The organism is Nonomuraea sp. NPDC049421 (genome assembly GCF_040677005.1).
GTDB lineage: Bacteria > Actinomycetota > Actinomycetes > Streptosporangiales > Streptosporangiaceae > Nonomuraea > Nonomuraea salmonea.
Map to the genome: position 1 here is coordinate 612,123 of NZ_JBFAQA010000001.1, position 22,788 is coordinate 634,910.

The window sequence follows — 22,788 nt, forward strand, 5'->3', positions numbered from 1 at the left end:
AGCGTGCCAGCGGCGTCCGCAGGAATCATCGAAGACGTGAAGCGGATCCCCATGCTCGCCGCCGGCCATGCCTGCGTGGACTTCTACCAGGGCGCGGTCCCGGCGCTCGTGCCGTTCCTGGTGGCCGGGCGCGGTTACGGGTACGTCGCGGTGTCCGGCATCGTGCTGGCCGCCACGCTGCTGTCGTCGATCGTGCAGCCGCTGTTCGGGGTGCTGACGGACCGGTGGCGGATGCCGTGGCTGATCCCGGTGAGCATGGTGGTGTCGGGGCTGGGGGTGGCGGCGGGCGGTCTGTCCGACTCGTACGCGCTGACCTGGCTGGCCGTGGCACTGTCCGGACTCGGCGTGGCCGCGTACCACCCGGAGGCGGCCCGCCTGGCCCGGATCGCGAGCGAGGGCGGCCACGTGCGGATGAGCTGGTTCTCCCTCGGCGGGACGCTGGGCTTCGCCTCGGCGCCGGTGCTGGTGACGCCGCTGCTGGCGGCGGGCGGCCTGGGCGCCTCGCCGTTCCTGGTGGTGCCGGCCGTGCTGGGCGCGCTGGTGACGTTGCCCGCGGTGCGTTCGCTGTCGGGCGGCGTGCGGACGCCGGGGGCGGTGGCGGCGGTGCGGGGGCGCGACGACTGGCCGGCGTTCGCCAGGCTGACGCTGGTGATCGTCTTCCGCTCGGTGGTGTACGTGGGGCTGAGCGCGTTCGTCGCCCTGCTGATGGGCGGGGGAGCGGCGGGGGCGGTGGCGCTGTTCGTGCTGTTCGCGGGCGGCGCGGTGGGCACGGTGCTGGGCGGCAGGCTGGCGGCGCGGTGGGGGCGGGTGCGGACGATGCGGCTGGCGTACGCGCTGGCCGTGCCGGCGGTCGCGGGCGCGGTGCTGGTGCCCGGCCCGGCCGCGTACGTGTTCGTGGCGGCCTCCTCGATCGCTCTGTACGCCCCGTTCTCCCTGCACGTCACGCTGGGCCAGGACCTGCTGCCGAGCCGGGTGGGCACGGCGGGCGGGGTGACGCTGGGCCTGGCGGTGAGCGTGGGCGGCCTGGCGAGCCCGCTGGTGGGCGCGGTGGCGGAGGCGTCGTCGCTGCGGACGGCGCTGGCCTGCCTCATCGTCTTCCCTGTGCTGGCCTGGCTGCTGGCCCGCACGCTGAAGGAGCCCGTCGCCGAGGTCAGCCGCGGGTGAACAGCCGCAGCACGTCGGTGTTGTCGCGCTGCGTCGGGTCGAGCCTGGTCGAGGTGACGCGGGCGGCGAGCGGCAGGCGGCGCGGCGCGTCGGCGGCGACGTGCACGCGTGCCTTGATCCTGACCGGCCGCCCGGGACGGACGGCCGGGATGAGGCAGGTGGCCTGGCGGCGGGTGGGCGCGCAGGCGACGCCGTGCACGGCGGCCAGCGCGGCGCCGCGCGGCGCGGCGATCGTGACGGGCACCCGGGTGGCGGCCATGAGCCCGCGCATGATGACGGTGGCGGTGACGGTCGTGGTGCGGCCGCGCCTGACGGGCCTCGCGGGCTTGGCGGGCCTGGCGGGCCTGGCGGAGCGGCTCAGCTTGACGGACAGCGCGTCGTAGACGCCCTTGGGGTCGGCCTTGCCGACGATGGCGCCGTAACCTTCGAGGTTGATCGCGGTGGCGACGGAGTTGCCGTCGGCCTCGCCGTCTTCCTTGCCGGCCGAGAGCACGCCGATGAGGTCGCCGGTGTCCTTGAGGAACCAGGGGCCGCCGGAGTGGCCCTTGTGGAGGTGGCAGTTGTGCGTCTCCATGCGTCCGCTTCCTGCGGGGCGGCCGGTGGCGTTGGCGGCGAGCATGGTCTCCGTCCGGGCGACGCCGGCGGACTGCCGGGTCCTGCCGAGGCACCAGAGCTGGTCGCGCCCGTCGTACGGCTCCCTGCCGAGCAGCCCGGGATAGCCGGTGGTGGCGATCGTGTGCCTGCCGCCCTGGTTGAGCATGGGGGTGAAGGCGCCGACGGCGTCCTGGAGGGTGCGCTCGCGCCTGCCGACCTCGATGAGGGCGATGTCGTAGCTGGAGTTCCAGTCGCCGCCGTGCAGGCCGGTGTAGCCGTCGGGCTTCCAGGCGCGCCGGCCGCCCCATCGCCCGTACGGCTCGCGCCCCCGCAGGCCGGCGGCGCGGCCGTCGTAGGCGGGGATGAACAGGAAGTTGCGGTGCCACTGCCCGGCGGCGGTGCCTTCCGCGACGCTGTAGACGCAGTGGGCGGCGGTGGCGATGAGCAGCTCGCTGGCGGAGCGTACGACGGAGGCGGTGCAGGAGTCGGGCTGGCCTCCCGCGTTGATGAAGAAGAGCCGGCCGCTGATGCGGCTGTAGGGGACGGCGGTGTACGGCCTGCGGACGCGGGCGTAGCCGTTGACGTCGCCGCCGGGGGTGAGGCGCTTGGCGGTGGGGACGCTGAGGGGCGCGGCGGCGCGCGCGGCTCCCTTGGGACTCTTCGGCAGGTCGGCGGCTCTGGCCTCGGCCTGTTTGGCGGCGGTCCAGTATTTGACGGCCTGTCCTGGACGCATGAGCGGCGAGGACGCGGCGCCCCAGACGGGCGGCGGGGCCTGGTGTTCGGTTTCCGCGGAGAACAGGGGCGGCTGGTCGGCCGTGGCGGGCGAGGCGGCGAGCCCGGTGAGTCCGGTGATCCCGGCCAGCGTGGTGACGAGAGTTCTGCGCACTATGTCCCCCGAACCGTTCGACATACCTTTTGGTCACTCTAAGTCACCATAAGGGGACGATGTGTGGTCAGGGGTGGCGTGTCGGGCGTCAGCCGGCGGCCGCGTCGCCCTCGTGGGGGAGCAGCCCGGAGGTGCGGGCCTCGGCGGGCTCGCGGTCGGGGCGCAGCCCGCGCCAGGAGGGGTGGCGCAGCCGGCCGTCGCCGGTGACCTCGGCGTACTGGACCTCGCCGACCAGCTCAGGGCGTACCCAGTGGGCGTCGCGGGCGTGCTCGCGCGGCACCTCGTCGCCGAACGGGGGGCCGGGCAGCTCCAGCGGGGCCAGCCGGTCGCGCAGGTCGCGCAGCACCTGGTCGGTGAAGCCGGTGCCGACGTGGCCGACGAACCTCAGCCGGCCCGCGTCGTCGTACGCGCCGAGCAGCAGCGACCCGATCGTGCCCGAGCGCCGCCCGCTGCCCGGCTTCCACCCGCCGATGACGACCTCGGCGGTGCTGACGTTCTTGACCTTCGTCCATTCGCTGCTGCGCCGCCCCGGCCGGTACGGCGAGGCGAGCCGCTTGCACACGACCCCTTCGAGCCCGAGCTGCTGCGAGGACTCGAAGGCGCGCTGGGCGTGGTCGGTGAACCAGACGGGCACCTGCCACCGGTAGCCGGGCGTGAGCGTGCTCTCCAGCAGCTCGCGCCGCTCGGTGTAGGGCCGCGCGACGGTGGCGGCGTCGCCGAGGTGCAGGATGTCGAAGGCCATGTACGTCACCGGCACCGCCCTGGTCAGCGCGGCCACGGCGGCCGGGTTGCGCTGGTGCATGCGGGGCTGCAGGGCCTCGAAGCTGGGCCGCCCGGCGTCGTCGAAGGCGACGATCTCCCCGTCGATGACCGCGTCGTGGCCGCCGGTGGCGCCGGCCATGAGCTGGAGCTCGGGGTAGGCGGGGGTGATGTCCTTGGCGTTGCGCGACATCAGGCGGACGGCGCCGTCCTCGACGTAGGCGAGGGCGCGCACGCCGTCCCATTTCATCTCCACGGCCCAGCCGGGGCCCTGGACGGAGGTCAGGGTGCCGGCCTGGGCCAGCATGGGCGTGTAGACCGGCAGCCGGACCATGGTGCATGCCGTACCCCGCCCGCTTGATCGACAGCGGCGGGCAGGGGTCTACAGATGGTCAAGCGGCCTGTCCTCCGTGCGCTCCACGAGCTCGGCGAGGTCCACGCCGTGCTTGTGGAGCTCGGCGACGGTGGCGCAGTATCCGCGCAGGTAGGTGCGGCCGTTGACGCGGTGGGAGACACGAAGGAGCGGGCGATCGTCCAAGATGATCGCCTCGACGAGCAGGCCGTCAGGCCCGTGCCACTGTCCCATGCCGGTAAGGGTAAAGGTCCGGACATAATGGACAGATAATGTCGGACGCCGCCGCCGGCGACCCGCTCCCGGCCCCGCGCCGCGCGGCAGCGGGACATCGTGGGCAAATTTCACGTAACGTCACCTTGTGATGGCACAAAGTTTTTCTTGAAGAAGTGCGTTAGTAGGGCGCGCCTGCGGGGCAGTGGAGTTTCCTCTGGCTTTCCCCGGCCGTGGCCGTACCCCCGTGACGGCCACGGCGCCGGCCCCGGCAGGCCCGGTCCGGGGTCATGACGGCCGCGAGGGGCGTGCGTCGGCGAGCGCCGCCCCCCGCGGCCGTCGGCTTTCCACGGCGGGCGCCCCTCGGGCGAGCAGCCTGTCCGCATGGTGGACGCCGCCTGACCCGGAGCCCGGACTCCGTAGACTGTGGGGGTGATTTCCCGTATCGACATGCGCGGTTCCCTGCCGGCGAACCTGCGCGACGTGCTGCCCCGCGCCGAGCTCGACGTCGAGGCCGCCCTGGAGAAGGTGCGGCCCATCTGCGACGAGGTGCGCCATCGCGGGGCGGCAGCCGTACGGGAGCTGACCGCCAGGTTCGACGGTGTCGAGATCGCCTCCGCCCGCGTCCCCACCGAGGCCCTGCGCGACGCGCTCGCCGGGCTCGATCCCCGGGTGCGCGCCGCGCTGGAGGAGTCGATCAGGCGGGCCAGGCTGGTCCACCGCGACCAGCGGCGCACCGACGTCACCACCCAGGTCGTGCCGGGCGGCACGGTGTCCGAGCGGTGGGTGCCCGTCGACCGGGTGGGCCTCTACGTCCCCGGCGGCCGCGCGGTCTATCCGTCCAGCGTCGTGATGAACGTCGTGCCCGCCCAGGAGGCGGGCGTCGGCTCCCTGGCGGTGACGAGCCCCGCGCAGAAGGAGTTCGGCGGCCTGCCGCACCCCACGATCCTGGCCGCGTGCGCGCTGCTCGGCGTGGACGAGGTCTACTCCGTGGGCGGGGCGCAGGCGGTGGCGATGTTCGCCTACGGCACCGAGGAGTGCGAGCCCGCGACCATGGTCACGGGCCCCGGCAACATCTGGGTGGCCGCTGCCAAGCGGCTGCTCAAGGGCCGCATCGGCATCGACTCCGAGGCCGGCCCCACCGAGATCGCGATCCTCGCCGACGAGAGCGCCGACCCCGTCCACGTCGCCGCCGACCTGATCAGCCAGGCCGAGCACGACACGATCGCCGCCGCCGTGCTGGTCACCACCAGCCCCGAGCTGGCCGACGCGGTCGAGAAGGAGCTGCCCGGCCAGGTCTCGGCCACCCGCCACTCCGAGCGCATCACCGAGGCGCTGAGCGGCCGGCAGTCCGGCATCGTGCTGGTGAGCTCCATCGACGACGGCCTCAAGGTGGTCGACGCCTACGCCGCCGAGCACCTGGAGATCCAGACCGCCGACGCGGCGGCCGTGGCGGCGCGAGTGCGCAACGCCGGCGCGATCTTCGTCGGCCCCTACGCGCCCGTCTCGCTCGGCGACTACCTCGCCGGGTCCAACCACGTGCTGCCCACCGGCGGCTGCGCCTGCCACTCCAGCGGCCTGTCGGTGCAGTCGTTCCTGCGCGGCATCCACGTCGTCGACTACACCCGCGAGGCGCTCGCCGGGGCGGCGGCCCACGTGTCGGTGCTGGCCGACGCCGAAGACCTGCCCGCGCACGGCGCCGCGATCCGCGCCCGATTCGACTGGCGAGTGCCGACGGAGACCGCGTGAACCTCGACGACCTGCCCATCCGCGACGATCTGCGCGGCAAGACGCCCTACGGCGCGCCGCAGATCGACGTCCCCGTACGCCTCAACACCAACGAAAATCCCTACCCGCCCTCGCCCGCCCTGGTCGCCGACCTGGCCAGGGAGATCGGCGAGCGGGCCGGCGAGCTCAACCGCTACCCCGACAGAGACGCGACCGAGCTGCGCGCCGACCTGGCCGCCTACCTCGGTCACGGCCTGACGGCCGCGCAGGTGTGGGCCGCCAACGGCTCCAACGAGGTGCTCCAGCAGATCCTCCAGGCGTTCGGCGGCCATGGCCGCACCGCCATCGGGTTCGAGCCCTCCTACTCCATGCACCCGATCATCACCGGCGGCACCAGCACCGAGTGGATCAGGGCGACGCGCGAGGAGGACTTCTCGATCGACCCCGGCAAGGCGGTCGCCGCGATCGAGGAGCACCGTCCCGACGTGGTGTTCCTGACCTCGCCCAACAACCCGACGGGCACGGCGCAGCCGCTGGAGACGATCGAGGCGGTGCTGTCGGCGGCTCCCGGCATGGTGGTGGTCGACGAGGCCTACGCCGAGTTCGCCCGCGAGGGCACGCCGTCGGCGCTCACCCTGCTGCCCGCCCACCCGAGGCTGATCGTCACCAGGACGATGTCGAAGGCGTTCGCGATGGCCGGCACCCGTGTCGGCTATCTGGCGGCGCACCCGGCGGTGGTCGAGGCGCTGCTGCTGGTGCGGCTGCCGTACCACCTGTCCACGCTCACCCAGGCGGCGGCGCGGGTGGCGCTGCGCCACCGCGGCGAGCTGCTCGGCACGGTCGACGCGCTGCGCCGCGAGCGTGACGACACGGTGGCCTGGCTGCGCGGCAAGGGCCTTCAGGTGGCCGACTCCGACGCCAACTTCGTGCTGTTCGGGCGCTTCCCCGACCGGCGCGGGGTGTGGGAGGGGATGCTGGAGCGCGGCGTGCTCATCCGCGAGGTGGGCCCGCCCGAGTGGCTGCGTGTGTCGATCGGCACGGGCGAGGAGATGGCGGCCTTCCGCGCCGCCCTGGAAGGAGCAATGTGAGCCGCGTAGGTCGCGTCGAGCGTGTCACGAAGGAGACCTCGGTCCTGGTGGAGGTCGGCCTCGACGGCACCGGCCGGGTCGAGGTGGCCACCGGGGTCGGCTTCTACGACCACATGCTGGCGCAGCTCGGCAAGCACGGACTGTTCGACCTGACGGTCAAGACCGAGGGCGACCTCCACATCGACTCCCACCACACGATCGAGGACACCGCGCTGGCGCTGGGCGCCGCGTTCCGCGAGGCGCTGGGCGACAAGTCCGGCATCCGGCGGTTCGGCAGCGCGTCGTGCCCGCTGGACGAGTCGCTCGCCCAGGTCACCGTCGACCTGTCGGGCCGCCCCTACCTCGTGCACACCGAGCCCGAGGGCATGGCGCCGATGATCGGCCCCGAGTACGACACGACGATGACCCGTCACATCCTGGAGTCGTTCGTCGCGCAGGCGGCCATCTGCCTGCACGTCCACGTGCCCTACGGCCGCAACGCGCACCACATCGTCGAGGCCCAGTTCAAGGCGCTGGCCAGGGCGCTGCGCGAGGCGTCCGAGCTCGACCCGCGGGCCAGCGGGGTGCCGAGCACCAAGGGCGTGCTATGACCGACAACCTGCTCGCCGGGGTGATGGTGTTCATCGGGCTGTTCCTGGGCGGCGGTGTGTTCTCCCTGGCCAAACAGGGGCTGAAGATCGGCGCGGCGATCTGCGCGGTCGGCGCGGTGATGGCGATCACGGCGGGGGTGTTGTGGTGGTGAAGAAGAACGTCGTGGTGCTCGACTACGGCTCGGGCAACCTGCGCTCGGCCGAGCGTGCCCTGGCCAGGGCGGGCGCCGAGGTGACGGTGACGTCCGACGTGCGGGCCGCGCAGGAGTGCGACGGCCTGGTGGTGCCGGGCGTGGGCGCGTTCGCGGCCTGCATGGCGGGCCTCACGTCGGTGCGCGGCGAGCAGATCATCGGCCGCCGCCTGTCGGGTGGCCGGCCGGTGCTGGGCATCTGCGTCGGCATGCAGATCCTGTTCGCGCGCGGCGTCGAGCACGGCGTCGAGACCGAGGGCTGCGGCGAGTGGCCCGGCACGGTCGAGCGGCTGGAGGCGCCGGTGCTGCCGCACATGGGCTGGAACACGGTCAAGGCGCCCGCCGGCAGCGTGCTGTTCGACGGGCTCGACGCCGACACCCGCTTCTACTTCGTGCACTCCTACGGCGTGCGCGACTGGGTGCTGCGGCCCGGCGACGGGTTCGCCGAGCCGGTCGTCACCTGGGCCGAGCACGGCGTGCCGTTCGTCGCCGCCGTGGAGAACGGCCCGCTCATGGCCACCCAGTTCCATCCGGAGAAGTCCGGCGACGCCGGAGCCGCCCTGCTGCGAAACTGGCTGAAGGCGCTGACGTGAGCAAGGAGCGTGCGCGCCGCAGGGCGGAGCGGGAGGCCGAGCGGGCGCGCGCGATCCGGGCCAACGAGGAACGGCAGGCCCGCGCGGCCAGACGCCGTGCCCTGCTGACCCGCCTCACGCCCCGTCCGACGGCACGGCCGGTGCGCTTCTACCGGCAAAGCGGCCTGCTCGCCCGCCGCCACCGTGCCCAGAACGCCGTGGTGGCGCTCGGCTTCCTGCTCGTCCAGGTGATCGCGTGGCTGGTGTGGGGGTCCTTCCCGATCAGCTTCGCGGTCCTGGTGCTGTCGGTGCTGTTCGTGCCCGTAGTCGTGACTCTCGCTTTCGACCGGAGGACCTGAATGTCTCTCACATTGCTGCCCGCCGTCGACGTCGCCGACGGCCAGGCCGTACGCCTGGTGCAGGGCGAGGCCGGCACCGAGACCGGCTACGGCGCGCCACTGGCCGCCGCGCTGGCCTGGCAGGAGGCGGGCGCGGAGTGGGTCCATCTCGTGGACCTCGACGCCGCGTTCGGCCGGGGGAGCAACCGGGAGCTGATCACCGAGGTGATCGGCAGGCTCGACGTCAACGTGGAGCTGTCCGGCGGCATCCGCGACGACGACTCCCTGGCCGCGGCCCTGGCCACCGGCTGCAGGCGGGTCAACATCGGCACCGCCGCGCTGGAGAACCCGTCCTGGTGCAGCAAGGTCATCGCCGAGCACGGTGACCGCGTCGCGGTCGGCCTCGACGTGCGCGGCACCACCCTGGCCGCCCGCGGCTGGACCGAGGACGCCGGCGACCTGTGGGAGGTGCTCGACCGGCTCGAGGCCGACGGCTGCCCCCGCTACGTCGTCACCGACGTCACCAAGGACGGCATGCTCCAGGGCCCCAACCTCGACCTCTACCGCCGCATCCTGGCCCGCACCGACAGGCCCGTGGTGGCCAGCGGCGGCGTTTCCAGCCTCGATGACCTGGTCTCTCTCGCTTCCCTCGTCCCCGACGGACTGGAGGGCGCCATCGTGGGCAGGGCGCTGTACGCTCACGCGTTCACCCTGGAAGACGCGCTGGCCGCGGTACGCGTGTAGCTGTGCCGGGAGGGGGCGAGATGAGTATCAGCAGCATCGGTATGGAGAGCACCGGTTACCGGGTGTTCTCGGGCGGCATCTGGGAGGAGAAGTACGGTTACGCCCGCGCGGTGGTGGCGGGCGGGCGCGTGATCGTGTCCGGCTGCACGGCCACGGTCGACGGAGAGGTACGCCACGTCGGAGACCCGCATCGGCAGGCCCTGACCGCGATCGAGATCGCGCTCGAAGCCGTCCTGATGGGCGGCCTGACGCGTGAGGACGTCGTCATGGTCCGCTACTACGTGGTGGAGCAACGTCACTTCGACCCCGTGGGCAAGGCGATCCACGAGGTCTTCGCCAAGGTGCGCCCCGCGTGCACCGGCGTACGGGTGGCCGGGCTGGTCGACCCGAGGATGCTGGTAGAGATCGAGATCGAGGCACTGCGAACATGACCGTGGCGGTAAGAGTCATCCCCTGTCTCGACGTGGACGCCGGGCGCGTGGTCAAGGGCGTCAACTTCGAGAACCTGCGCGACGCGGGCGACCCCGTCGAGCTGGCCAGGCGCTACGACGAGGAGGGCGCCGACGAGCTGACCTTCCTCGACATCACCGCCTCCTCAGGGGAGCGCGAGACCATGCTCGACGTCGTGCGCAGGACGGCCGAGCAGGTCTTCATCCCGCTGACCGTGGGCGGCGGCGTACGGTCGGCCGACGACGTCGACCGGCTGCTGCGGGCGGGCGCCGACAAGGTGTCGCTCAACACGGCCGCCATCGCCAGGCCCGAGCTGCTCACCGAGGCGTCCAGGCGGTTCGGCGCGCAGTGCGTCGTGCTGTCCGTGGACGCCAGGCGGGCGCCGGGGACGGCCAGCGGCTTCGAGGTGACCACCCACGGCGGGCGGCGCGGCACCGGCATCGACGCGGTGGAGTGGGCGGCCAGGGGCGAGGAGCTGGGCGCCGGCGAGATCCTGCTCAACTCGATGGACGGCGACGGCACGCTCGACGGCTACGACCTGGAGATGCTGCGCGCGGTCAGGGCGGCCGTGCGGGTGCCGGTGATCGCCAGCGGCGGCGCCGGCCGCCTGCAGGACTTCCCTCCGGCCGTGGCGGCGGGCGCCGACGCGGTGCTGGCGGCCAGCGTGTTCCACTTCGGCACGCTGAAGATCTCCGAGGTCAAGGAGACGATCAGGAACGCGGGCCACCCCGTCCGCTGAGCGGGCTCAGAACACCCGCAGGTGGTGGAAGAGCTCGTAGGAGGTGTCCTTGCCGGCGAACGCCGCGGCCTCGGACCGCTTGACGGCCAGATACGCGCTGCGCCGCAGCGGTCCGAGCGCCTCCATGAGCACCTCGTCGGCCTCCAGCGCGTCCAGCGCCTCCTCCAGTGAGGACGGCAGGCGCGGGTAGCGGCCAGGCCGGGTGTCGGGGTCGACCCCCACCGCCTCGCCCGGGTCGAGCTTGCGCCTGACGCCGTCGAGGCCGGCGTGGATGACCGCGCCGAGCGACAGGTAGGGGTTGGCCGCCGAGTCAGACGGCTTCAGCTCCAGGTTGGGCTCGCCGCTCTCGCCCAGCGGGGAGCAGACGCGCACGGCGGCCTCGCGGTTGTCGGGGCCGTACACCGCGTACGCGCTCGCCCACATGCGCGGCGCCAGCCGGCGGAAGCCGTTGACGCTGCCGCAGGTCAGTGCGGTCAGGGCGGGCAGGTGGGCGAGCAGGCCGCCGATGAAGCCGTCCCGCACCTCGTTGTCGGAGGCGAAGACGTTGCGCGTGTCGCTCCACAGCGACAGGTGCAGGTGGGCGCCGTTGCCGGCCTGGTCGGCCAGCGGTTTGGGGGCCAGCGAGGCCCACATCTGCATGCGCAGCGCCACGCCGCGCACGGTCTCGCGGTAGAGGACGTGGTTGTCGGCGGCGCGCAGCGCGGGCGCGTGGCGGATCGACAGCTCCTGCTGGCCGGGGCCGAGCTCGGGATGGTAGTGCTCGACGCGCAGGCCCTGCGTCTCCAGCGCGCGGACCAGCTTGATCGCGTAGTCGTGGGCGGTGTCGAAGCCGATCGCCGCGTAGCAGAGCGAGTCGTCGATCGGCACCAGCCGGTCGGGACCGCCCGACGGGTCGGGCAGCCGGCGGCCGAGCGTGAACTCCGGCTCGAAGGCCGCCTCCAGCGTGTAGCCCTCGGCGCGCAGTTCGGCGACGGCGTCCTTCAGGAACGTGCGGGGGCAGGCCGCCCACGGGGAGCCGTCGGGCATGCGCAGGTCCGACAGCATCGCCGCGGCGCCGGGCGCGTACGGCAGCGGGACGTACGTGGTGGCGTCGGGGACGATGCGCACCTCACCCACCGGACCCATGTGCTCGACCTCCTGCAACTGGTCGAGCATGTTCATCGCCATCATGGCCACCGTGTGGCCGATGCCCGAGCTGAGCCGCTCGGCCAGCCGGGACCGTGCCGCCGCCTTGCCGCGGATCACGCCTGCGTGGTCGGCGTACAGGAAACGGATCAGCTCGATGCCCTCGAGCTCGGCTCGTTCGAGGACGCGCCGGGCGGCGACGTCGAGCTGACGAGGTCTGGTGCCGGTGAGGCGATCTGTCATCCTGTCTGCGTAACACGATTGGGCACCGCGGGGAAGCACCTCACGCAGACAGAACCACCCGTCAGGTCAGAACACTCGAGAAGAACACCGCCAGCTGGTTGGCTCCGTGGACGATTCCGTCGAACACACCGTTGACCGCGGCGGCGGCTTGGGCCGGCCGGGTGAACAGGTAGAAGACCACGAACGCGACAGCCACGTAGGTGATCACCTTCTTGACCTGCATGGGGGGCCTCCTGCAGTTCGTTCCCAGCCGTATATACCCGAGTCTGGGCGATCCTTAGGCATCTCTGAAGATGTACATGATCCTAACCGGGGGGCTTCTTTCCTATGCCATGGTAAGGGCAGCGGACGGCGCGCGAGCGCCTGCCCCGCCGGTTTTTCCGCGCATCCGAAACCCCCGGCCGCCCTGACCCGGGAAGGTCAGACGCCCAGGGTCGCCTCGCGCAGCGCGGCCACCGCGGCCGGATCCCCGGTGAGCTCCACCCGGGCGTGTTCCTGCCGCCCGAAGCAGAACATCAGCAGCTCCGCCGCCCTGCCGGTGACCTCGACCCGGGCGTGTCCCTTGGGGCCGCCGAGCACCACGCCGCCGCCGAGCCGGTGCAGCACCACGCCGACGGGCGACTTGCGCAGCATCAGCCGGGCGCCGGTGGAGACCCGCTTCCAGATCAGCCGCTCGAGGTCCTCGGGCAGCTCGCGCGGCTCCCAGCCCGGCTGGGCGCGGCGCACGTCCTCGTGGTGGACGAACATCTCCAGCGTGTTGACCGCCTCGTCGAGCGCGGGCAGCAGGCCGTAGACGCCGCCCGGCTTGCGGACCAGGCCGACCAGCTCGGGGTAGGGGTGGCGGTCCTTCAGCCGCCGCTGCACCGAGGCGGTGTAGCCGGCGAGCGGCTTGAGCGCGATGCCGCCCATGGCGTCGGGCCTGCGCTCGCGCAGCGCGAGGTGCGCGGCCATGTCGTAGGTGGTCCAGCCCGTGCACAGGGTCGGCGCTTCTGGGCCGAGCCGGTCGAGCAGATCGCAGAGCGCGGTGCGTTCGCCACGAGCGTGAGTCACGTGGATCAGCCTACCGCTGGGAATAACCGACTGATCGGGAGTGATAGTGACATAAGTACAAATGACAGACATGAGAGGAAACCCACCGAGTGGCGAGCAAGGTCACCTCGGCCGTGATGCGTCAAGGACTCCGCGTCCTTGGGGTGGCCATTCGCACCGAGAAGCTGGTTTTCACCCTTGCGGTGCTGGCCAGCGCCGTCTACGGCGGCATGACGGTCGCCTCCGCCTCCGCCCTCGGGTGGGCGACCCAGAACGTGGTGCTGGCCGCGTTCGCCGACGGCGAGGTCGCCGCGGGCGCGATGTGGACCGGCGTGTTGCTCATCGTCGGCGCCGCGCTGCTCAAGGCGATCGGCGTGGCGGGGCGCCGCATCCTGGCCGGCGTCCTGCAGTACCGCATGCAGGCCCGCTCCCGCCGCGACGTCACCAAGCAGTACCTGCGGCTGCCGCTGGCCTGGCACCACCGGCACCCGACCGGGCAGCTGCTGTCGAACGCCAGCGCCGACGCCGAGGCCGCCTGGGCGCCGCTCGCGCCGCTGCCGATGGCCGTCGGCGTGATCGTCATGCTGGTCACCGCGGCGGTCGCGATGGTGGTGACCGACCTGGTGCTGGCGTTCGTGGGCTTCCTCATCTTCCCGGCCATCGCCGTGCTCAACCTGCTCTACCAGCGCAGGCTCAGCCCCCTGGCGACCCGCGCGCAGCAGCTGCGCGCCGAGGTCAGTGAGATCGCCCACGAGAGCTTCGACGGCGCGCTCGTCGTCAAGACGCTCGGCAGGGAGGAGCTGGAGACCGACCGGTTCCGGCGGCGCGCCCACGAGCTGCGCGACGCCAACATCGCCGTCGGACGCGTACGCGGCCTGTTCGACCCCATGCTGGAGGCGCTGCCCACGCTCGGCGTGCTCGCCGTGCTGGCCGTCGGCGCGGCCCGGCTGTCCGCGGGCGCGATCGACCCCGGCGGCCTGGTAGAGGTGGCCTACCTGTTCACGCTGCTGGCCTTCCCCATCAGGGCGCTCGGCTGGGTGCTGGCCGAGCTGCCGCGCAGCGTCGTCGGCTGGCAGCGGGTGCAGGCCGTGCTCGACGCCGACGGCTCCATGGAGTACGGCAGCGCCGCCGCCACGGCCTCCGACGCCCCCGCCGAGCTGGGCGTCAGCGGGGTCTCCTACGCCTACGGCGAGGCCCAGGTGCTGCACGACGTCACCTTCGACGTCCCCGCCGGGCGTACCGTCGCGCTGGTCGGCCCCACCGGGTCGGGCAAGTCCACGCTCGTGCAGCTCCTGGTGCGGCTGGTGGACCCCGACTCAGGGCGGGTGCTGCTCGACGGCGTGGACCTGCGCGAGCTGCCCTACGGCGCCGTGGCCGCCTCGGTGGCGCTGGTGCCGCAGCAGACGTTCCTGTTCGACGACACCGTACGCGGCAATGTCGCCCTCGGCGCCGAGGTCTCCGACGACGACGTCTGGGCCGCCCTGCGCCTGGCCCAGGCCGACGGCTTCGTCGGCCGGCTGCCCGACGGCCTCGCCACCCGCGTCGGCGAGCGCGGCGCCTCGCTGTCCGGCGGCCAGCGCCAGCGCCTGGCCCTGGCCCGCGCGGTGGCCCGCCGCCCCCGCCTGCTCATCCTCGACGACGCCACCTCCAGCGTGGACCCGCAGGTCGAGGCCAAGATCCTGTACGGCCTGCGGGACGCCGCCGAGGCGTCCACCGTCGTGGTCGTCGCCTACCGGATGGCCACCATCGCCCTGGCCGACGAGGTCGTCTACCTCGACCACGGCCGCGTCGTCGACCGCGGCACCCACGACGAGCTCATCAAGCGCTGCGACGGCTACCGCAACCTGGTGACCGCCTACGAGCGCGAGGAGGCCGAGCGCACCGCGATCGAGCTGTCGGACATCGACGCGGACATAGACATCGAGGAAGAAGGGGTCAGCGCATGACCGCGCAGAGCATCCACGGCAACGCCGAGCGCTCCGCGCTGGCCACGATCCGCCAGGGCCTGTCGCTGACGCCCGAGTTCCGCAAGGGCCTGCTCGGCACGCTGGCGCTGGCCGTGATCGCCACCCTGGGCAAGGTCATCGTGCCGGTCGCGGTGCAGCAGACCATCGACACCGGCCTCAAGAACGGCACGCCCGACGTCTCGTACATCACCAAGGCCGTGGTGATCTGCGCCGCCGCGGTGGTGCTGACCGCCTTGGCCGGGTACGTCATGAACGTCCGCCTCTACAAGGCCACCGAGTCCTCGCTCGCCACGCTCCGCGTCCGCGGCTTCCGCCACGTGCACGACCTGTCGGTGCTCACCCAGAACACCGAGCGCCGCGGCGCCCTGGTCTCCCGCGTCACCAACGACATCGACCAGATCAGCACGTTCATGCAGTGGGGCGGGCTGATGATCATCGTGTCGTTCGGCCAGCTCTTCGTGGCCACGGTGCTGATGTTCGTCTACTCCTGGCAGCTCACGCTGCTGGTGTGGGTCTGCTTCATTCCGCTGATGATCGCCCTGCCGCGCTTCCAGCGGCTGCTGTCGCGGGCGTACACGACCGTGCGCGAGCGCACCGGCGACATGCTGGCCGCGGTCAGCGAGTCGGTGGTCGGCGCCGCCGTCATCAGGGCCTACGCCTCCGAGCGGCGCACCGCCGAGCGCGTCGACCGGGCCGTGGACGCCAACAAGAAGGCCCAGGTGCGGGCGCAGACCATCGTCGGGTTCGTCTTCCCGCTGACCGAGATCGTGGCCGCGGTCGCCATCGCCGGCATCGTGCTGCTCGGCGTGCAGCTCGGCCTGTCGGGCGGCATCACGCAGGGCGAGCTGGTGGCGTTCCTGTTCCTCGTGACGCTGTTCGTCTCGCCGCTGCAGACCGCCACCGAGGTGCTGAACGAGGCCCAGAACGCGGTCGCGGGCTGGCGCCGCATCCTCGGCGTGCTCGACACCCCGCCCGACGTCGGCGACCCCGGTGAGCAGGGCGTGGTGCTGCCGCGCGGCCCCATCGAGGTGGCCTTCGAGGACGTGCACTTCTCCTACCCAGGCGGCGCGCCCGTGCTGCGCGAGATCACGCTCGCCATTCCGCCGCGCTCGCGCGTGGCCGTGGTGGGGGAGACCGGCTCGGGCAAGACCACCTTCGCCAAGCTCCTGACCAGGCTCATGGACCCGGCGGCGGGCCGCGTCACCGTGGACGGCCACGACCTGCGGAACGTGCGCTTCTCCTCGCTGCGCGAGCGCATCGTCATGGTGCCGCAGGACGGCTTCCTGTTCGACGGCACGCTGGAGGACAACATCCGCTACGGCAAGCCGTCGGCCACCGCCGAGGAGATCGAGCTGGCGCTGACCGAGCTGGGGCTGGCCGACTGGCTGGAGGGCCTGCCCGCGGGCCTGGCCACGCCGGTCGGTCAGCGCGGCGAGTCGCTGTCGGCGGGGGAGCGGCAGCTCGTCGCGCTGGCCCGCGCCTACCTCGCCGACCCCGACCTGCTCCTGCTGGACGAGGCCACCTCCGCCGTCGACCCGGCCACCGAGGTGCGCCTGGCCCGCGCGCTCGAAGGCGTCACCAGGGGACGCACCGCGATCTCCATCGCCCACCGGCTGTCCACCGCGGAGAACGCCGACGAGGTGCTGGTCTTCGACGCGGGCCGCCTGGTGCAGCGGGGCCCGCACGACGAGCTGGTCGGCGAGCCCGGCGTGTACGCCGACCTGCACGCCTCCTGGGTGTCGGCGGCCCGCTCATAGGAGGGCGCTCCTATGAGGGCGCTCCTATGAGGACGCTCAGAGGAGGGCGGCGGCCGGCTCGCGGCTCGGCGCGTCGCTCAGCAGCGCCGAGAACATCACCGTCGTGCCGGCCGGCCCCGACACGATCATCACCTGGTCGCACAGTATGCCGGTCAGCCACAGCCCCCGCCCGCGGAAGTCGAGCCCCTCGGGCGGGCGCCCGTCGCCCATCCACCCGGCGGGCAGCCCGGGGCCCTCGTCGCTGACCTCGCACCACAGCCGGCCGGCGTGCGACCACAGCCGCAGCCGGCCGTGACCGCCGCCGTGCAGGACCGCGTTCGTGACGATCTCGTTGACCGCCAGGACGAAGTCCTCAAGGCCGCGGCCGGTCAGCCCCTCGGCCGTGGCGTGCTCGGTGACGGTCCTGCGCAGGAGCGTGATGCGGCCGCGCGCGAAGGCGGTGCAGAGCACCTGTCTACACATCGTCCGCCCGTCGTACGGCGATGTACTCGTCCGCCCCGATCAGCCGCAGCACCCGGGCCATCGGGTCGCGGCACAGCACCGTCGTCGTGCCGCGCGGCCTGGCCATCGCCGTCATCGTCAGCAGCTGGGCCGAGCCCGCGTCGATGAACTCGAGCCCGGCCGCGTCGATCACCACCTCGCCCGGCTCCTTCTCCAGCCGCTCGAGCAGGGAGGCGAACGCGGGCCTGTTGGTCAGGTCGACGTCGCCCCACACCCGCAGCCCCGACTCGGCGTGCGCGAAGCGCAGCAGCGCCTGCTCGGGGGAGATCGGGTGCACGGCGGCGGCGCGGTCGAGGGCGTCGCGGGGGAAGACGCCGCGGTCGTACTGGCAGACCGCCGCCAGCCAGCCCTCGCCGAACAACTCGTTGACGGCCGCCTCGAACGCCGCGTGCCCCGGCACGTCGCCCAGCCCCCAGGAGGCGTCGACCAGCGCGTACACGCCGTGCCTGCCGTCCCTGCGCGCCTGGTCGCGGGCGTCGCTCAGCTCGGCGTGCAGCCGCGCGAGGTCGAGGAAGCCGTCGGTGAAGTGGGTGTCGGCGCAGGCCAGGATCGTGATCTGGCCGGCCTGCTCGGCGTCGGCGAACCCCGGCACCAGCGGCGCCAGCCACCCGCGCGTGCGCTCGGGGGTGTCGGTGTGGGTGATGATCACCACTTTGGTACGGCGGCGCAGGCCGTTCACGGTGAACGCCCGCGTGAGCGTCATCCGCTCCCGCTCGCCGTCGAACGGCAGGCAGACGTGATCGCCAAGATCCGGATCCAGGACGGAGCCCGCGACGTGCACCACGATCCTGCCCTCCCCTAGCACGCGGTCGAGTCAGAAAGTACTCGCCCGGATGTGATCACGTACCGCATTCTCAGCAAAACGCACGGTGATCCGGTCTGGTCCGGTGTACGTTTTCGGCGGAGCCGCCCACGGGAGGGGTCATGAGGAGCATGGACGTGGATGTGCTGGAGATGTCGCGACACCATCACGGGGGTTCGGTGGTGGTGAGACTGGCGGGGGAGATGGACGTCGACAACGTCTCCCAAGTGCGGAAATGTCTGGACGAAGCGGTCGCCGCTCACGACTCCACACTCGTCGTGGATCTGACAGCGCTGACCTTCATCGACACCACCGGGCTGGGCGTGCTGGTGCGGCTGCTCGCCTCGCTGCGCGAGCGCGACCGTACGATGGCGCTCGTCGCCCCTGACGGCCAGGTGCTGCGCAGGCTCCGCAGGACGAACCTCGCGCCCCTCTTCCCCATCTACGACACCCTTCCAGAGGCGCTCGCCTGACGGCGGGGGCGCGGCGGTGGCCTGGTTGAATGGCAGCATGTCCCTCGACCCGAAGATCGCCGCGCGGTTGAAGCGCAACCCCGACGGCCTGGTGCCCGCGATCACTCAGCAGTACGACACCGGCGAGGTGCTCATGCTGGCCTGGATGAACGACGAGGCCCTGCATCGGACGCTCACCACCGGCAAGGCCACCTACTGGTCGCGCAGCCGCCAGGAGCTGTGGGTCAAGGGCGGCACCTCGGGCAACGTCCAGCACGTCAAGTCCGTGGCGCTCGACTGCGACGGCGACACCCTGCTGGTCAAGGTCGACCAGGTCGGCGCGGCCTGCCACACCGGCGACCGCACCTGCTTCGACGCCGACCAGTTCGAGATCGTGGCCGGCTGACACCATGCGCAGCGACAAGCGGGAGCTGTGGATCTGGGTCGCCGCGACCGTGCTCGGCTGCCTGCTGGTGCTCGTCGCGGCCGGTCAGGACTGGGCGCGGGTGCTCCAGAGCGGCGTGGCCGCGCCCACCGGCGGCGACCTCAGCCCCGTGCTCACCCCCGTGGCGCTGGCCGGGCTCGCCGGTGTGGTGGCCGTGCTCGCCAGCAGGGGCACCGGCCGCCGCGTCGTCGGCGCCGTGCTCGCCCTGTGCGGCGCGGGCGCCGCGGCGGCGACCTGGACGGCGCTCGGCGCGTCCAATGTCACCGGCTGGCTCGCCGAGCAGAACGCGCTGCGCGGCGCCACCGACGTGCCGTGGGAGACCGCGCCGCTGTGGCCCGCCGTCGCGGCGGCGGGCGCGCTGCTGATGCTCGCCGGCGGCGTCACCGCGATCGTGCGGGGCGCCCGGTGGGCGGGCATGTCCGCCCGCTACGACCGGGCACAGGGCACGCCCGGCGAGGCGAAGGCGCAGGTCAGCGAGGACAGGGCGCTGTGGGAGGCGCTCGACAGGGGCGACGACCCCACCGAAGGCCGCTGAACACGGCCCGATGTCGAAACCTCCACTGTTCTGAGTCCTTGTCTTCTTGGCAAAGAATTCCTCACTAAGCTGCCGTATCAACTCGCCACGAATGATTGAGGAGCCAGCTCATGAGCTACGGGGATCAGAGCGGTAGCGGCGGCTACGGCGCGCAACCACCGGGCGGCGGCTACGGGCAGCAGCCCGGTTATGGCCAGCAGCAGCCGGGCTACGACGGAGGCTATGGTCAGCAGGCCCAGAGCGGCGGCTACGGCCAGCAGCCCCCGAGTGGAGGCGGCGGGTACAACCAGCAGCCTCCCAGCGGCGGCGGAGGCTACGGCCAGCAGCCGCCGAGCGGGGGCGGCTACGGCCAGCAGCCGCAGAGCGGCGGAGGTTACGGCCAGCAGCCGCCGAGCAGCGGTGGCTATGGGCAGCAGCCCCAGAGCAGCGGCGGCTACGGCCAGCAGCCGCCCAGCTACCCCCAGGACCTCGGCTACGGCCAGATGCCCCCGAGCGGCGGCTACTCCCAGCAGCAGGGCTACGGCTACGACCAGCAGCAGCAGGGCTACTACGGCGCGCCCCAGCAGCCCCGCTCCACCAACGGCATGGCGGTCGCCTCGCTCGTCCTCGGCATCATCGGCCTGGTCTTCTGCGGCCTCACCAGCATCCCCGGCGTGATCCTCGGCCACATCGCGCTCAACCGGATCAAGCGCACCGGCGAAGAGGGCTCGGGCATGGCCGTCGGCGGCCTGGTCACCTCCTACATCACCGTCGTGCTGTGGGTGCTGGGCTGGATCATCTTCGGCGGCATGCTGCTCTCGCTCATCGGGCTGAGCACCGCGGCCACCGCCACGTACGACTACTGAGCGTCCAGCAAAGGCGGATACTGGGGACATGAGCCACGCGACAACCGAGCGGACAGGCACGCGGCGCCTGAAGGTCCTGCTCCCGCCGCTCGGCGTCGCGGCCGTCACCTGCTCGGCCTTCGTGGTCGCCGCCGTGGTCGACCCCAACGAGCCAGGCCACTACCCGACCTGCCCGTTCCTGTGGATCACCGGCCTCTACTGCCCGGGGTGCGGCACGCTGCGCACCATGCACGCGCTGGCCCACCTCGACCCCGTGGCGGCGCTCGGCCTCAACCCCCTGCTGGTGGTCATGCTGCCGATCCTGCTGTTCTGGTGGGGGCGCTGGGTCGTGCGGGCGTGGCGGGGCAGGTCCATGAGCACCGCCGTGCCACACCCGGCGTGGCTGTGGGCGTTCATCGTGGTCGTCATGGTCTACTGGGTAGTCCGTAATCTGCCTTTCGGGGCGTTCCTCGCCCCATAGGCGGGGACCGGTGGTGAGGGCGCCTCACTGAGGCCGATACCATCGCAGGACGAGGCAGAGAGCGGACGCCGACGCGAACTCTCCGCCACACCCCCAGAAGCCGACCGGAGGGACCTCAGCGCGTGAGTGAGCGGACGGAAGGGCCGAGTGTCCTCGACGACATCCTCGACGGGGTGCGCGCCGACCTCGCCGCACGTCAGCAGGCCGTCTCGATGGACGAGCTCAAGCAGCGGGCCGAGCGGGCGCAGCCGCCCAGAGACGCCATGGCCGCGCTCGGGGGCGACCGGATCTCGGTGATCGCCGAGGTCAAGCGCTCCAGCCCGTCGAAGGGCGCGCTCGCCGCGATCGCCGACCCCGCCGCGCTGGCGGCCGACTACGAAGCGGGCGGCGCCCACGTCATCAGCGTGCTGACCGAGCGGCGCAAGTTCGGCGGCAGCCTCGACGACCTCGCCGCCGTCCGCGCCCGCGTCGACATCCCGATCCTGCGTAAAGACTTCATCCTCACCTCCTACCAGCTGTGGGAGGCCCGCGCCCACGGCGCAGACCTGGCCCTGCTCATGGTCGTCTGCCTGGAGCAGGAGGCGCTGGTCTCGCTCATCGAGCGCGCCGAGTCCATCGGGCTGACCCCGCTGGTCGAGGTGCACACGGAAGAGGAGCTCGAGCGGGCCGTCGCGGCCGGCGCGCGGGTCATCGGGGTCAACGCGCGAAATCTCAAGACACTCGAGGTCGACCGCGACGTCTTCGCGAAGATCGTGCCCAAGATCCCGGATAATGTCATCAAGATCGCGGAGTCGGGCGTGCGCGGCCCGCACGACCTGCTCGCCTACGCCAGGGCCGGCGCCGACGCCGTGCTGGTGGGCGAGAGCCTGGTCACCGGCAAGGATCCGCGCAAGGCAGTGGAGGCGCTGGTGACCGCCGGTGCTCATCCGTCGACGCGCCCCGACCACTCAGCAGAGGGATAGCAGTGGCAAACGAAGGCACCATCCTGACCGCCGCCGACCTGGCGGGCAACGGCGCGCACGGCGACGACCCCGACGTGCACGGCAAGTTCGGCATCTTCGGCGGCCGATACGTGCCCGAGGCGCTCATCCCGGCGCTCGACGAGGTGGCCGCGGTCTACGAGAAGGCCAAGAACGACGCGCAGTTCATCAAGGAGTTCGACCACCTGCTGCGCACCTACGCCGGCCGCCCCACCACGCTGACCGACGTGCCGCGCTTCAGCGAGCAGGCCGGCGGCGCGCGCGTCATCCTCAAGCGCGAAGACCTCACCCACACCGGCGCCCACAAGATCAACAACGTGCTGGGCCAGGCGCTGCTGACCAAGCGGCTGGGCAAGAAGCGGGTCATCGCCGAGACCGGCGCCGGCCAGCACGGCGTGGCCACCGCCACCGCCGCCGCGCTGCTCGGCCTCGAGTGCGTCATCTACATGGGCGCCGTCGACTGCGAGCGCCAGGCGCTCAACGTCGCCAGGATGAAGCTGCTCGGCGCGACCGTGGTGCCCGTCACCAACGGCTCCCAGACCCTCAAGGACGCCATCAACGAGGCGTTCCGTGACTGGGTGACCAACGTCGACACCACCCACTACCTGTTCGGCACCGTCGCGGGCCCGCACCCGTTCCCCGAGATCGTGCGCGACTTCGCGCGCATCATCGGCGTCGAGGCCCGCCGCCAGATGCTCGAGCTGACCGGCCGGTTGCCCGACGCGGTCTGCGCCGCCGTCGGCGGCGGCAGCAACGCCATCGGCGCCTTCCACGCCTTCATCGGCGACGAGGACGTTCAGCTGCACGGCTACGAGGCCGCCGGCCACGGCCTGGAGAGCGGCGAGCACGCGCTCACCCTCACCGCCGGCTCGGTCGGCGTGCTGCACGGCTCGCGCACCTACGTCCTGCAGGACGACGAGGGCCAGACCATCGAGTCCCACTCGATCTCCGCCGGCCTCGACTACCCCGGCGTCGGCCCCGAGCACGCCTGGCTCAAGGACACCGGCCGCGCCACCTACCACGGCGTCACCGACGACCAGGCGATGGCCGCGTTCTCGCTGCTGGCCAGGACCGAGGGCATCATCCCCGCCATCGAGTCCTCCCACGCGCTCGCCGGGGCGCTCGAGCTGGGCCGCGAGCTCGGCCCCGAGGCGATCATCCTGGTCAACCTCTCCGGGCGCGGCGACAAGGACATGGGCACGGCCATGAAGTACTTCAACCTGTGACACCGCCGGCCCG

27 protein-coding genes are annotated in these 22,788 nt (G+C 72.3%); 19 read left to right on the forward strand and 8 right to left on the reverse strand.

What is annotated here, in order from left to right; genetic code table 11:
* Nucleotides 1–36: 36 nt before the first annotated feature.
* Nucleotides 37–1,164, forward strand: a complete 1,128-nt coding sequence (locus tag AB0K18_RS02800) for an MFS transporter (RefSeq protein WP_364908833.1) — start codon at nucleotides 37–39, stop codon at nucleotides 1,162–1,164.
* Here AB0K18_RS02800 and AB0K18_RS02805 read toward each other — a convergent pair.
* From AB0K18_RS02805 to AB0K18_RS02815, 3 genes are all read right to left on the reverse strand, one after another.
* On the reverse strand, nucleotides 1,151–2,644 hold the full coding sequence (locus AB0K18_RS02805) for a trypsin-like peptidase domain-containing protein (RefSeq protein ID WP_364908836.1): 1,494 nt from the start codon (nucleotides 2,642–2,644) through the stop codon (nucleotides 1,151–1,153). The two genes, AB0K18_RS02800 and AB0K18_RS02805, sit on opposite strands and share 14 nt — an antisense overlap.
* An 88-nt stretch (nucleotides 2,645–2,732) precedes the next feature.
* A complete protein-coding gene (ligD, locus tag AB0K18_RS02810) occupies nucleotides 2,733–3,737 on the reverse strand; it encodes a non-homologous end-joining DNA ligase (protein ID WP_364908838.1) in 1,005 nt (334 codons plus the stop codon).
* Nucleotides 3,738–3,785: 48 nt separating this feature from the next.
* Nucleotides 3,786–3,989: a hypothetical protein gene (locus AB0K18_RS02815; RefSeq protein WP_364908839.1), complete on the reverse strand. Its 204-nt coding sequence runs from the start codon at nucleotides 3,987–3,989 to the stop codon at nucleotides 3,786–3,788.
* 411 nt (nucleotides 3,990–4,400) lie between these two features.
* Here AB0K18_RS02815 and hisD point away from each other — a divergent pair, with 411 nt between their 5' ends.
* From hisD to hisF, 9 genes are read left to right on the forward strand one after another with little or no spacing between them, the layout of a single operon-like run.
* Nucleotides 4,401–5,717: a histidinol dehydrogenase gene (hisD, locus tag AB0K18_RS02820; RefSeq protein ID WP_364908842.1), complete on the forward strand. Its 1,317-nt coding sequence runs from the start codon at nucleotides 4,401–4,403 to the stop codon at nucleotides 5,715–5,717.
* Entirely contained in the window at nucleotides 5,714–6,784 is a 1,071-nt protein-coding gene (locus AB0K18_RS02825; protein WP_364908845.1) for a histidinol-phosphate transaminase, read from the forward strand. Before hisD ends, AB0K18_RS02825 begins: the two co-directional genes overlap by 4 nt.
* Nucleotides 6,781–7,374 carry an imidazoleglycerol-phosphate dehydratase HisB gene (gene hisB / locus AB0K18_RS02830; RefSeq protein WP_345401418.1) on the forward strand — a complete coding sequence of 198 codons (594 nt, stop codon included), beginning with the start codon at nucleotides 6,781–6,783 and terminating at the stop codon, nucleotides 7,372–7,374. Before AB0K18_RS02825 ends, hisB begins: the two co-directional genes overlap by 4 nt.
* Nucleotides 7,371–7,526 carry a hypothetical protein gene (locus AB0K18_RS02835; RefSeq protein WP_364366130.1) on the forward strand — a complete coding sequence of 52 codons (156 nt, stop codon included), beginning with the start codon at nucleotides 7,371–7,373 and terminating at the stop codon, nucleotides 7,524–7,526. The genes hisB and AB0K18_RS02835 overlap by 4 nt, the downstream gene beginning before the upstream one ends.
* On the forward strand, nucleotides 7,523–8,158 hold the full coding sequence (gene hisH, locus AB0K18_RS02840) for an imidazole glycerol phosphate synthase subunit HisH (protein WP_364908848.1): 636 nt from the start codon (nucleotides 7,523–7,525) through the stop codon (nucleotides 8,156–8,158). Before AB0K18_RS02835 ends, hisH begins: the two co-directional genes overlap by 4 nt.
* Entirely contained in the window at nucleotides 8,155–8,496 is a 342-nt protein-coding gene (locus AB0K18_RS02845) for a hypothetical protein (protein ID WP_364908851.1), read from the forward strand. Before hisH ends, AB0K18_RS02845 begins: the two co-directional genes overlap by 4 nt.
* Nucleotides 8,497–9,219, forward strand: a complete 723-nt coding sequence (priA, locus tag AB0K18_RS02850; protein ID WP_364908853.1) for a bifunctional 1-(5-phosphoribosyl)-5-((5-phosphoribosylamino)methylideneamino)imidazole-4-carboxamide isomerase/phosphoribosylanthranilate isomerase PriA — start codon at nucleotides 8,497–8,499, stop codon at nucleotides 9,217–9,219.
* A gap of 20 nt (nucleotides 9,220–9,239) precedes the next feature.
* Complete coding sequence (locus AB0K18_RS02855) at nucleotides 9,240–9,650, forward strand: Rid family hydrolase (protein WP_364908855.1); 411 nt, start codon at nucleotides 9,240–9,242, stop codon at nucleotides 9,648–9,650.
* Nucleotides 9,647–10,408: an imidazole glycerol phosphate synthase subunit HisF gene (gene hisF, locus AB0K18_RS02860; protein WP_364908857.1), complete on the forward strand. Its 762-nt coding sequence runs from the start codon at nucleotides 9,647–9,649 to the stop codon at nucleotides 10,406–10,408. The genes AB0K18_RS02855 and hisF overlap by 4 nt, the downstream gene beginning before the upstream one ends.
* A 6-nt stretch (nucleotides 10,409–10,414) precedes the next feature.
* Here hisF and AB0K18_RS02865 read toward each other — a convergent pair whose 3' ends face one another.
* The 3 genes from AB0K18_RS02865 to AB0K18_RS02875 all read right to left on the reverse strand — a co-directional run bounded on the left by AB0K18_RS02865 (nucleotide 10,415) and on the right by AB0K18_RS02875 (nucleotide 12,826).
* Nucleotides 10,415–11,776 (reverse strand): glutamine synthetase family protein, encoded by a 1,362-nt coding sequence (locus AB0K18_RS02865; protein WP_364908860.1) that lies wholly within the window; start codon nucleotides 11,774–11,776, stop codon nucleotides 10,415–10,417.
* A gap of 61 nt (nucleotides 11,777–11,837) precedes the next feature.
* Nucleotides 11,838–11,999 carry a hypothetical protein gene (locus AB0K18_RS02870; protein ID WP_345401436.1) on the reverse strand — a complete coding sequence of 54 codons (162 nt, stop codon included), beginning with the start codon at nucleotides 11,997–11,999 and terminating at the stop codon, nucleotides 11,838–11,840.
* 197 nt (nucleotides 12,000–12,196) lie between these two features.
* Nucleotides 12,197–12,826 carry a TIGR03085 family metal-binding protein gene (locus AB0K18_RS02875; protein WP_364908863.1) on the reverse strand — a complete coding sequence of 210 codons (630 nt, stop codon included), beginning with the start codon at nucleotides 12,824–12,826 and terminating at the stop codon, nucleotides 12,197–12,199.
* Nucleotides 12,827–12,942: 116 nt separating this feature from the next.
* Here AB0K18_RS02875 and AB0K18_RS02880 point away from each other — a divergent pair, with 116 nt between their 5' ends.
* Together AB0K18_RS02880 and AB0K18_RS02885 are read left to right on the forward strand one after the other, a co-directional pair.
* Nucleotides 12,943–14,751, forward strand: coding sequence for an ABC transporter ATP-binding protein (locus tag AB0K18_RS02880; RefSeq protein WP_364909179.1), 1,809 nt, complete (start codon nucleotides 12,943–12,945; stop codon nucleotides 14,749–14,751).
* Nucleotides 14,748–16,529, forward strand: coding sequence for an ABC transporter ATP-binding protein (locus AB0K18_RS02885; protein ID WP_364908866.1), 1,782 nt, complete (start codon nucleotides 14,748–14,750; stop codon nucleotides 16,527–16,529). The genes AB0K18_RS02880 and AB0K18_RS02885 overlap by 4 nt, the downstream gene beginning before the upstream one ends.
* A 36-nt stretch (nucleotides 16,530–16,565) precedes the next feature.
* On the opposite strand, the gene AB0K18_RS02890 is transcribed toward AB0K18_RS02885, so the two are convergent.
* Nucleotides 16,566–16,979 (reverse strand): ATP-binding protein, encoded by a 414-nt coding sequence (locus tag AB0K18_RS02890; protein WP_364908868.1) that lies wholly within the window; start codon nucleotides 16,977–16,979, stop codon nucleotides 16,566–16,568.
* A gap of 4 nt (nucleotides 16,980–16,983) precedes the next feature.
* On the reverse strand, nucleotides 16,984–17,814 hold the full coding sequence (locus AB0K18_RS02895; protein WP_364908870.1) for an MEDS domain-containing protein: 831 nt from the start codon (nucleotides 17,812–17,814) through the stop codon (nucleotides 16,984–16,986).
* Between the two features lie 140 nt (nucleotides 17,815–17,954).
* On the opposite strand from AB0K18_RS02895, the gene AB0K18_RS02900 reads away from it, so the two are divergent.
* From AB0K18_RS02900 to trpB, 7 genes are all read left to right on the forward strand, one after another.
* Nucleotides 17,955–18,305: an STAS domain-containing protein gene (locus AB0K18_RS02900; protein ID WP_364908873.1), complete on the forward strand. Its 351-nt coding sequence runs from the start codon at nucleotides 17,955–17,957 to the stop codon at nucleotides 18,303–18,305.
* Between the two features lie 25 nt (nucleotides 18,306–18,330).
* Entirely contained in the window at nucleotides 18,331–18,690 is a 360-nt protein-coding gene (gene hisI, locus AB0K18_RS02905; RefSeq protein WP_364909182.1) for a phosphoribosyl-AMP cyclohydrolase, read from the forward strand.
* 4 nt (nucleotides 18,691–18,694) lie between these two features.
* Nucleotides 18,695–19,264: a Trp biosynthesis-associated membrane protein gene (locus tag AB0K18_RS02910; protein WP_364908875.1), complete on the forward strand. Its 570-nt coding sequence runs from the start codon at nucleotides 18,695–18,697 to the stop codon at nucleotides 19,262–19,264.
* A 110-nt stretch (nucleotides 19,265–19,374) separates the two neighbouring features.
* Entirely contained in the window at nucleotides 19,375–20,109 is a 735-nt protein-coding gene (locus tag AB0K18_RS02915) for a DUF4190 domain-containing protein (RefSeq protein WP_364908878.1), read from the forward strand.
* A 28-nt stretch (nucleotides 20,110–20,137) separates the two neighbouring features.
* Nucleotides 20,138–20,569: a DUF2752 domain-containing protein gene (locus tag AB0K18_RS02920; RefSeq protein ID WP_364564367.1), complete on the forward strand. Its 432-nt coding sequence runs from the start codon at nucleotides 20,138–20,140 to the stop codon at nucleotides 20,567–20,569.
* Between the two features lie 122 nt (nucleotides 20,570–20,691).
* Complete coding sequence (gene trpC, locus AB0K18_RS02925) at nucleotides 20,692–21,531, forward strand: indole-3-glycerol phosphate synthase TrpC (RefSeq protein ID WP_364908881.1); 840 nt, start codon at nucleotides 20,692–20,694, stop codon at nucleotides 21,529–21,531.
* A 38-nt stretch (nucleotides 21,532–21,569) separates the two neighbouring features.
* A complete protein-coding gene (gene trpB / locus AB0K18_RS02930; protein WP_364909185.1) occupies nucleotides 21,570–22,775 on the forward strand; it encodes a tryptophan synthase subunit beta in 1,206 nt (401 codons plus the stop codon).
* Nucleotides 22,776–22,788 lie beyond the last annotated feature (13 nt).

Excerpts from the sequence above, each read along its gene's own strand:
- ligD (WP_364908838.1), bottom strand. The coding sequence starts at position 3,737 with ATGGTCCGGCTGCCGGTCTACACGCCCATGCTGGCCCAGGCCGGCACC.
- AB0K18_RS02815 (WP_364908839.1), bottom strand. The coding sequence starts at position 3,989 with ATGGGACAGTGGCACGGGCCTGACGGCCTGCTCGTCGAGGCGATCATC.
- AB0K18_RS02835 (WP_364366130.1), top strand. The coding sequence starts at position 7,371 with ATGACCGACAACCTGCTCGCCGGGGTGATGGTGTTCATCGGGCTGTTC.
- priA (WP_364908853.1), top strand. The coding sequence starts at position 8,497 with ATGTCTCTCACATTGCTGCCCGCCGTCGACGTCGCCGACGGCCAGGCC.
- AB0K18_RS02855 (WP_364908855.1), top strand. The coding sequence starts at position 9,240 with ATGAGTATCAGCAGCATCGGTATGGAGAGCACCGGTTACCGGGTGTTC.
- hisF (WP_364908857.1), top strand. The coding sequence starts at position 9,647 with ATGACCGTGGCGGTAAGAGTCATCCCCTGTCTCGACGTGGACGCCGGG.
- AB0K18_RS02865 (WP_364908860.1), bottom strand. The coding sequence starts at position 11,776 with ATGACAGATCGCCTCACCGGCACCAGACCTCGTCAGCTCGACGTCGCC.
- AB0K18_RS02870 (WP_345401436.1), bottom strand. The coding sequence starts at position 11,999 with ATGCAGGTCAAGAAGGTGATCACCTACGTGGCTGTCGCGTTCGTGGTC.
- AB0K18_RS02880 (WP_364909179.1), top strand. The coding sequence starts at position 12,943 with ATGCGTCAAGGACTCCGCGTCCTTGGGGTGGCCATTCGCACCGAGAAG.
- AB0K18_RS02885 (WP_364908866.1), top strand. The coding sequence starts at position 14,748 with ATGACCGCGCAGAGCATCCACGGCAACGCCGAGCGCTCCGCGCTGGCC.
- AB0K18_RS02900 (WP_364908873.1), top strand. The coding sequence starts at position 17,955 with ATGAGGAGCATGGACGTGGATGTGCTGGAGATGTCGCGACACCATCAC.
- AB0K18_RS02910 (WP_364908875.1), top strand. The coding sequence starts at position 18,695 with ATGCGCAGCGACAAGCGGGAGCTGTGGATCTGGGTCGCCGCGACCGTG.
- AB0K18_RS02915 (WP_364908878.1), top strand. The coding sequence starts at position 19,375 with ATGAGCTACGGGGATCAGAGCGGTAGCGGCGGCTACGGCGCGCAACCA.
- AB0K18_RS02920 (WP_364564367.1), top strand. The coding sequence starts at position 20,138 with ATGAGCCACGCGACAACCGAGCGGACAGGCACGCGGCGCCTGAAGGTC.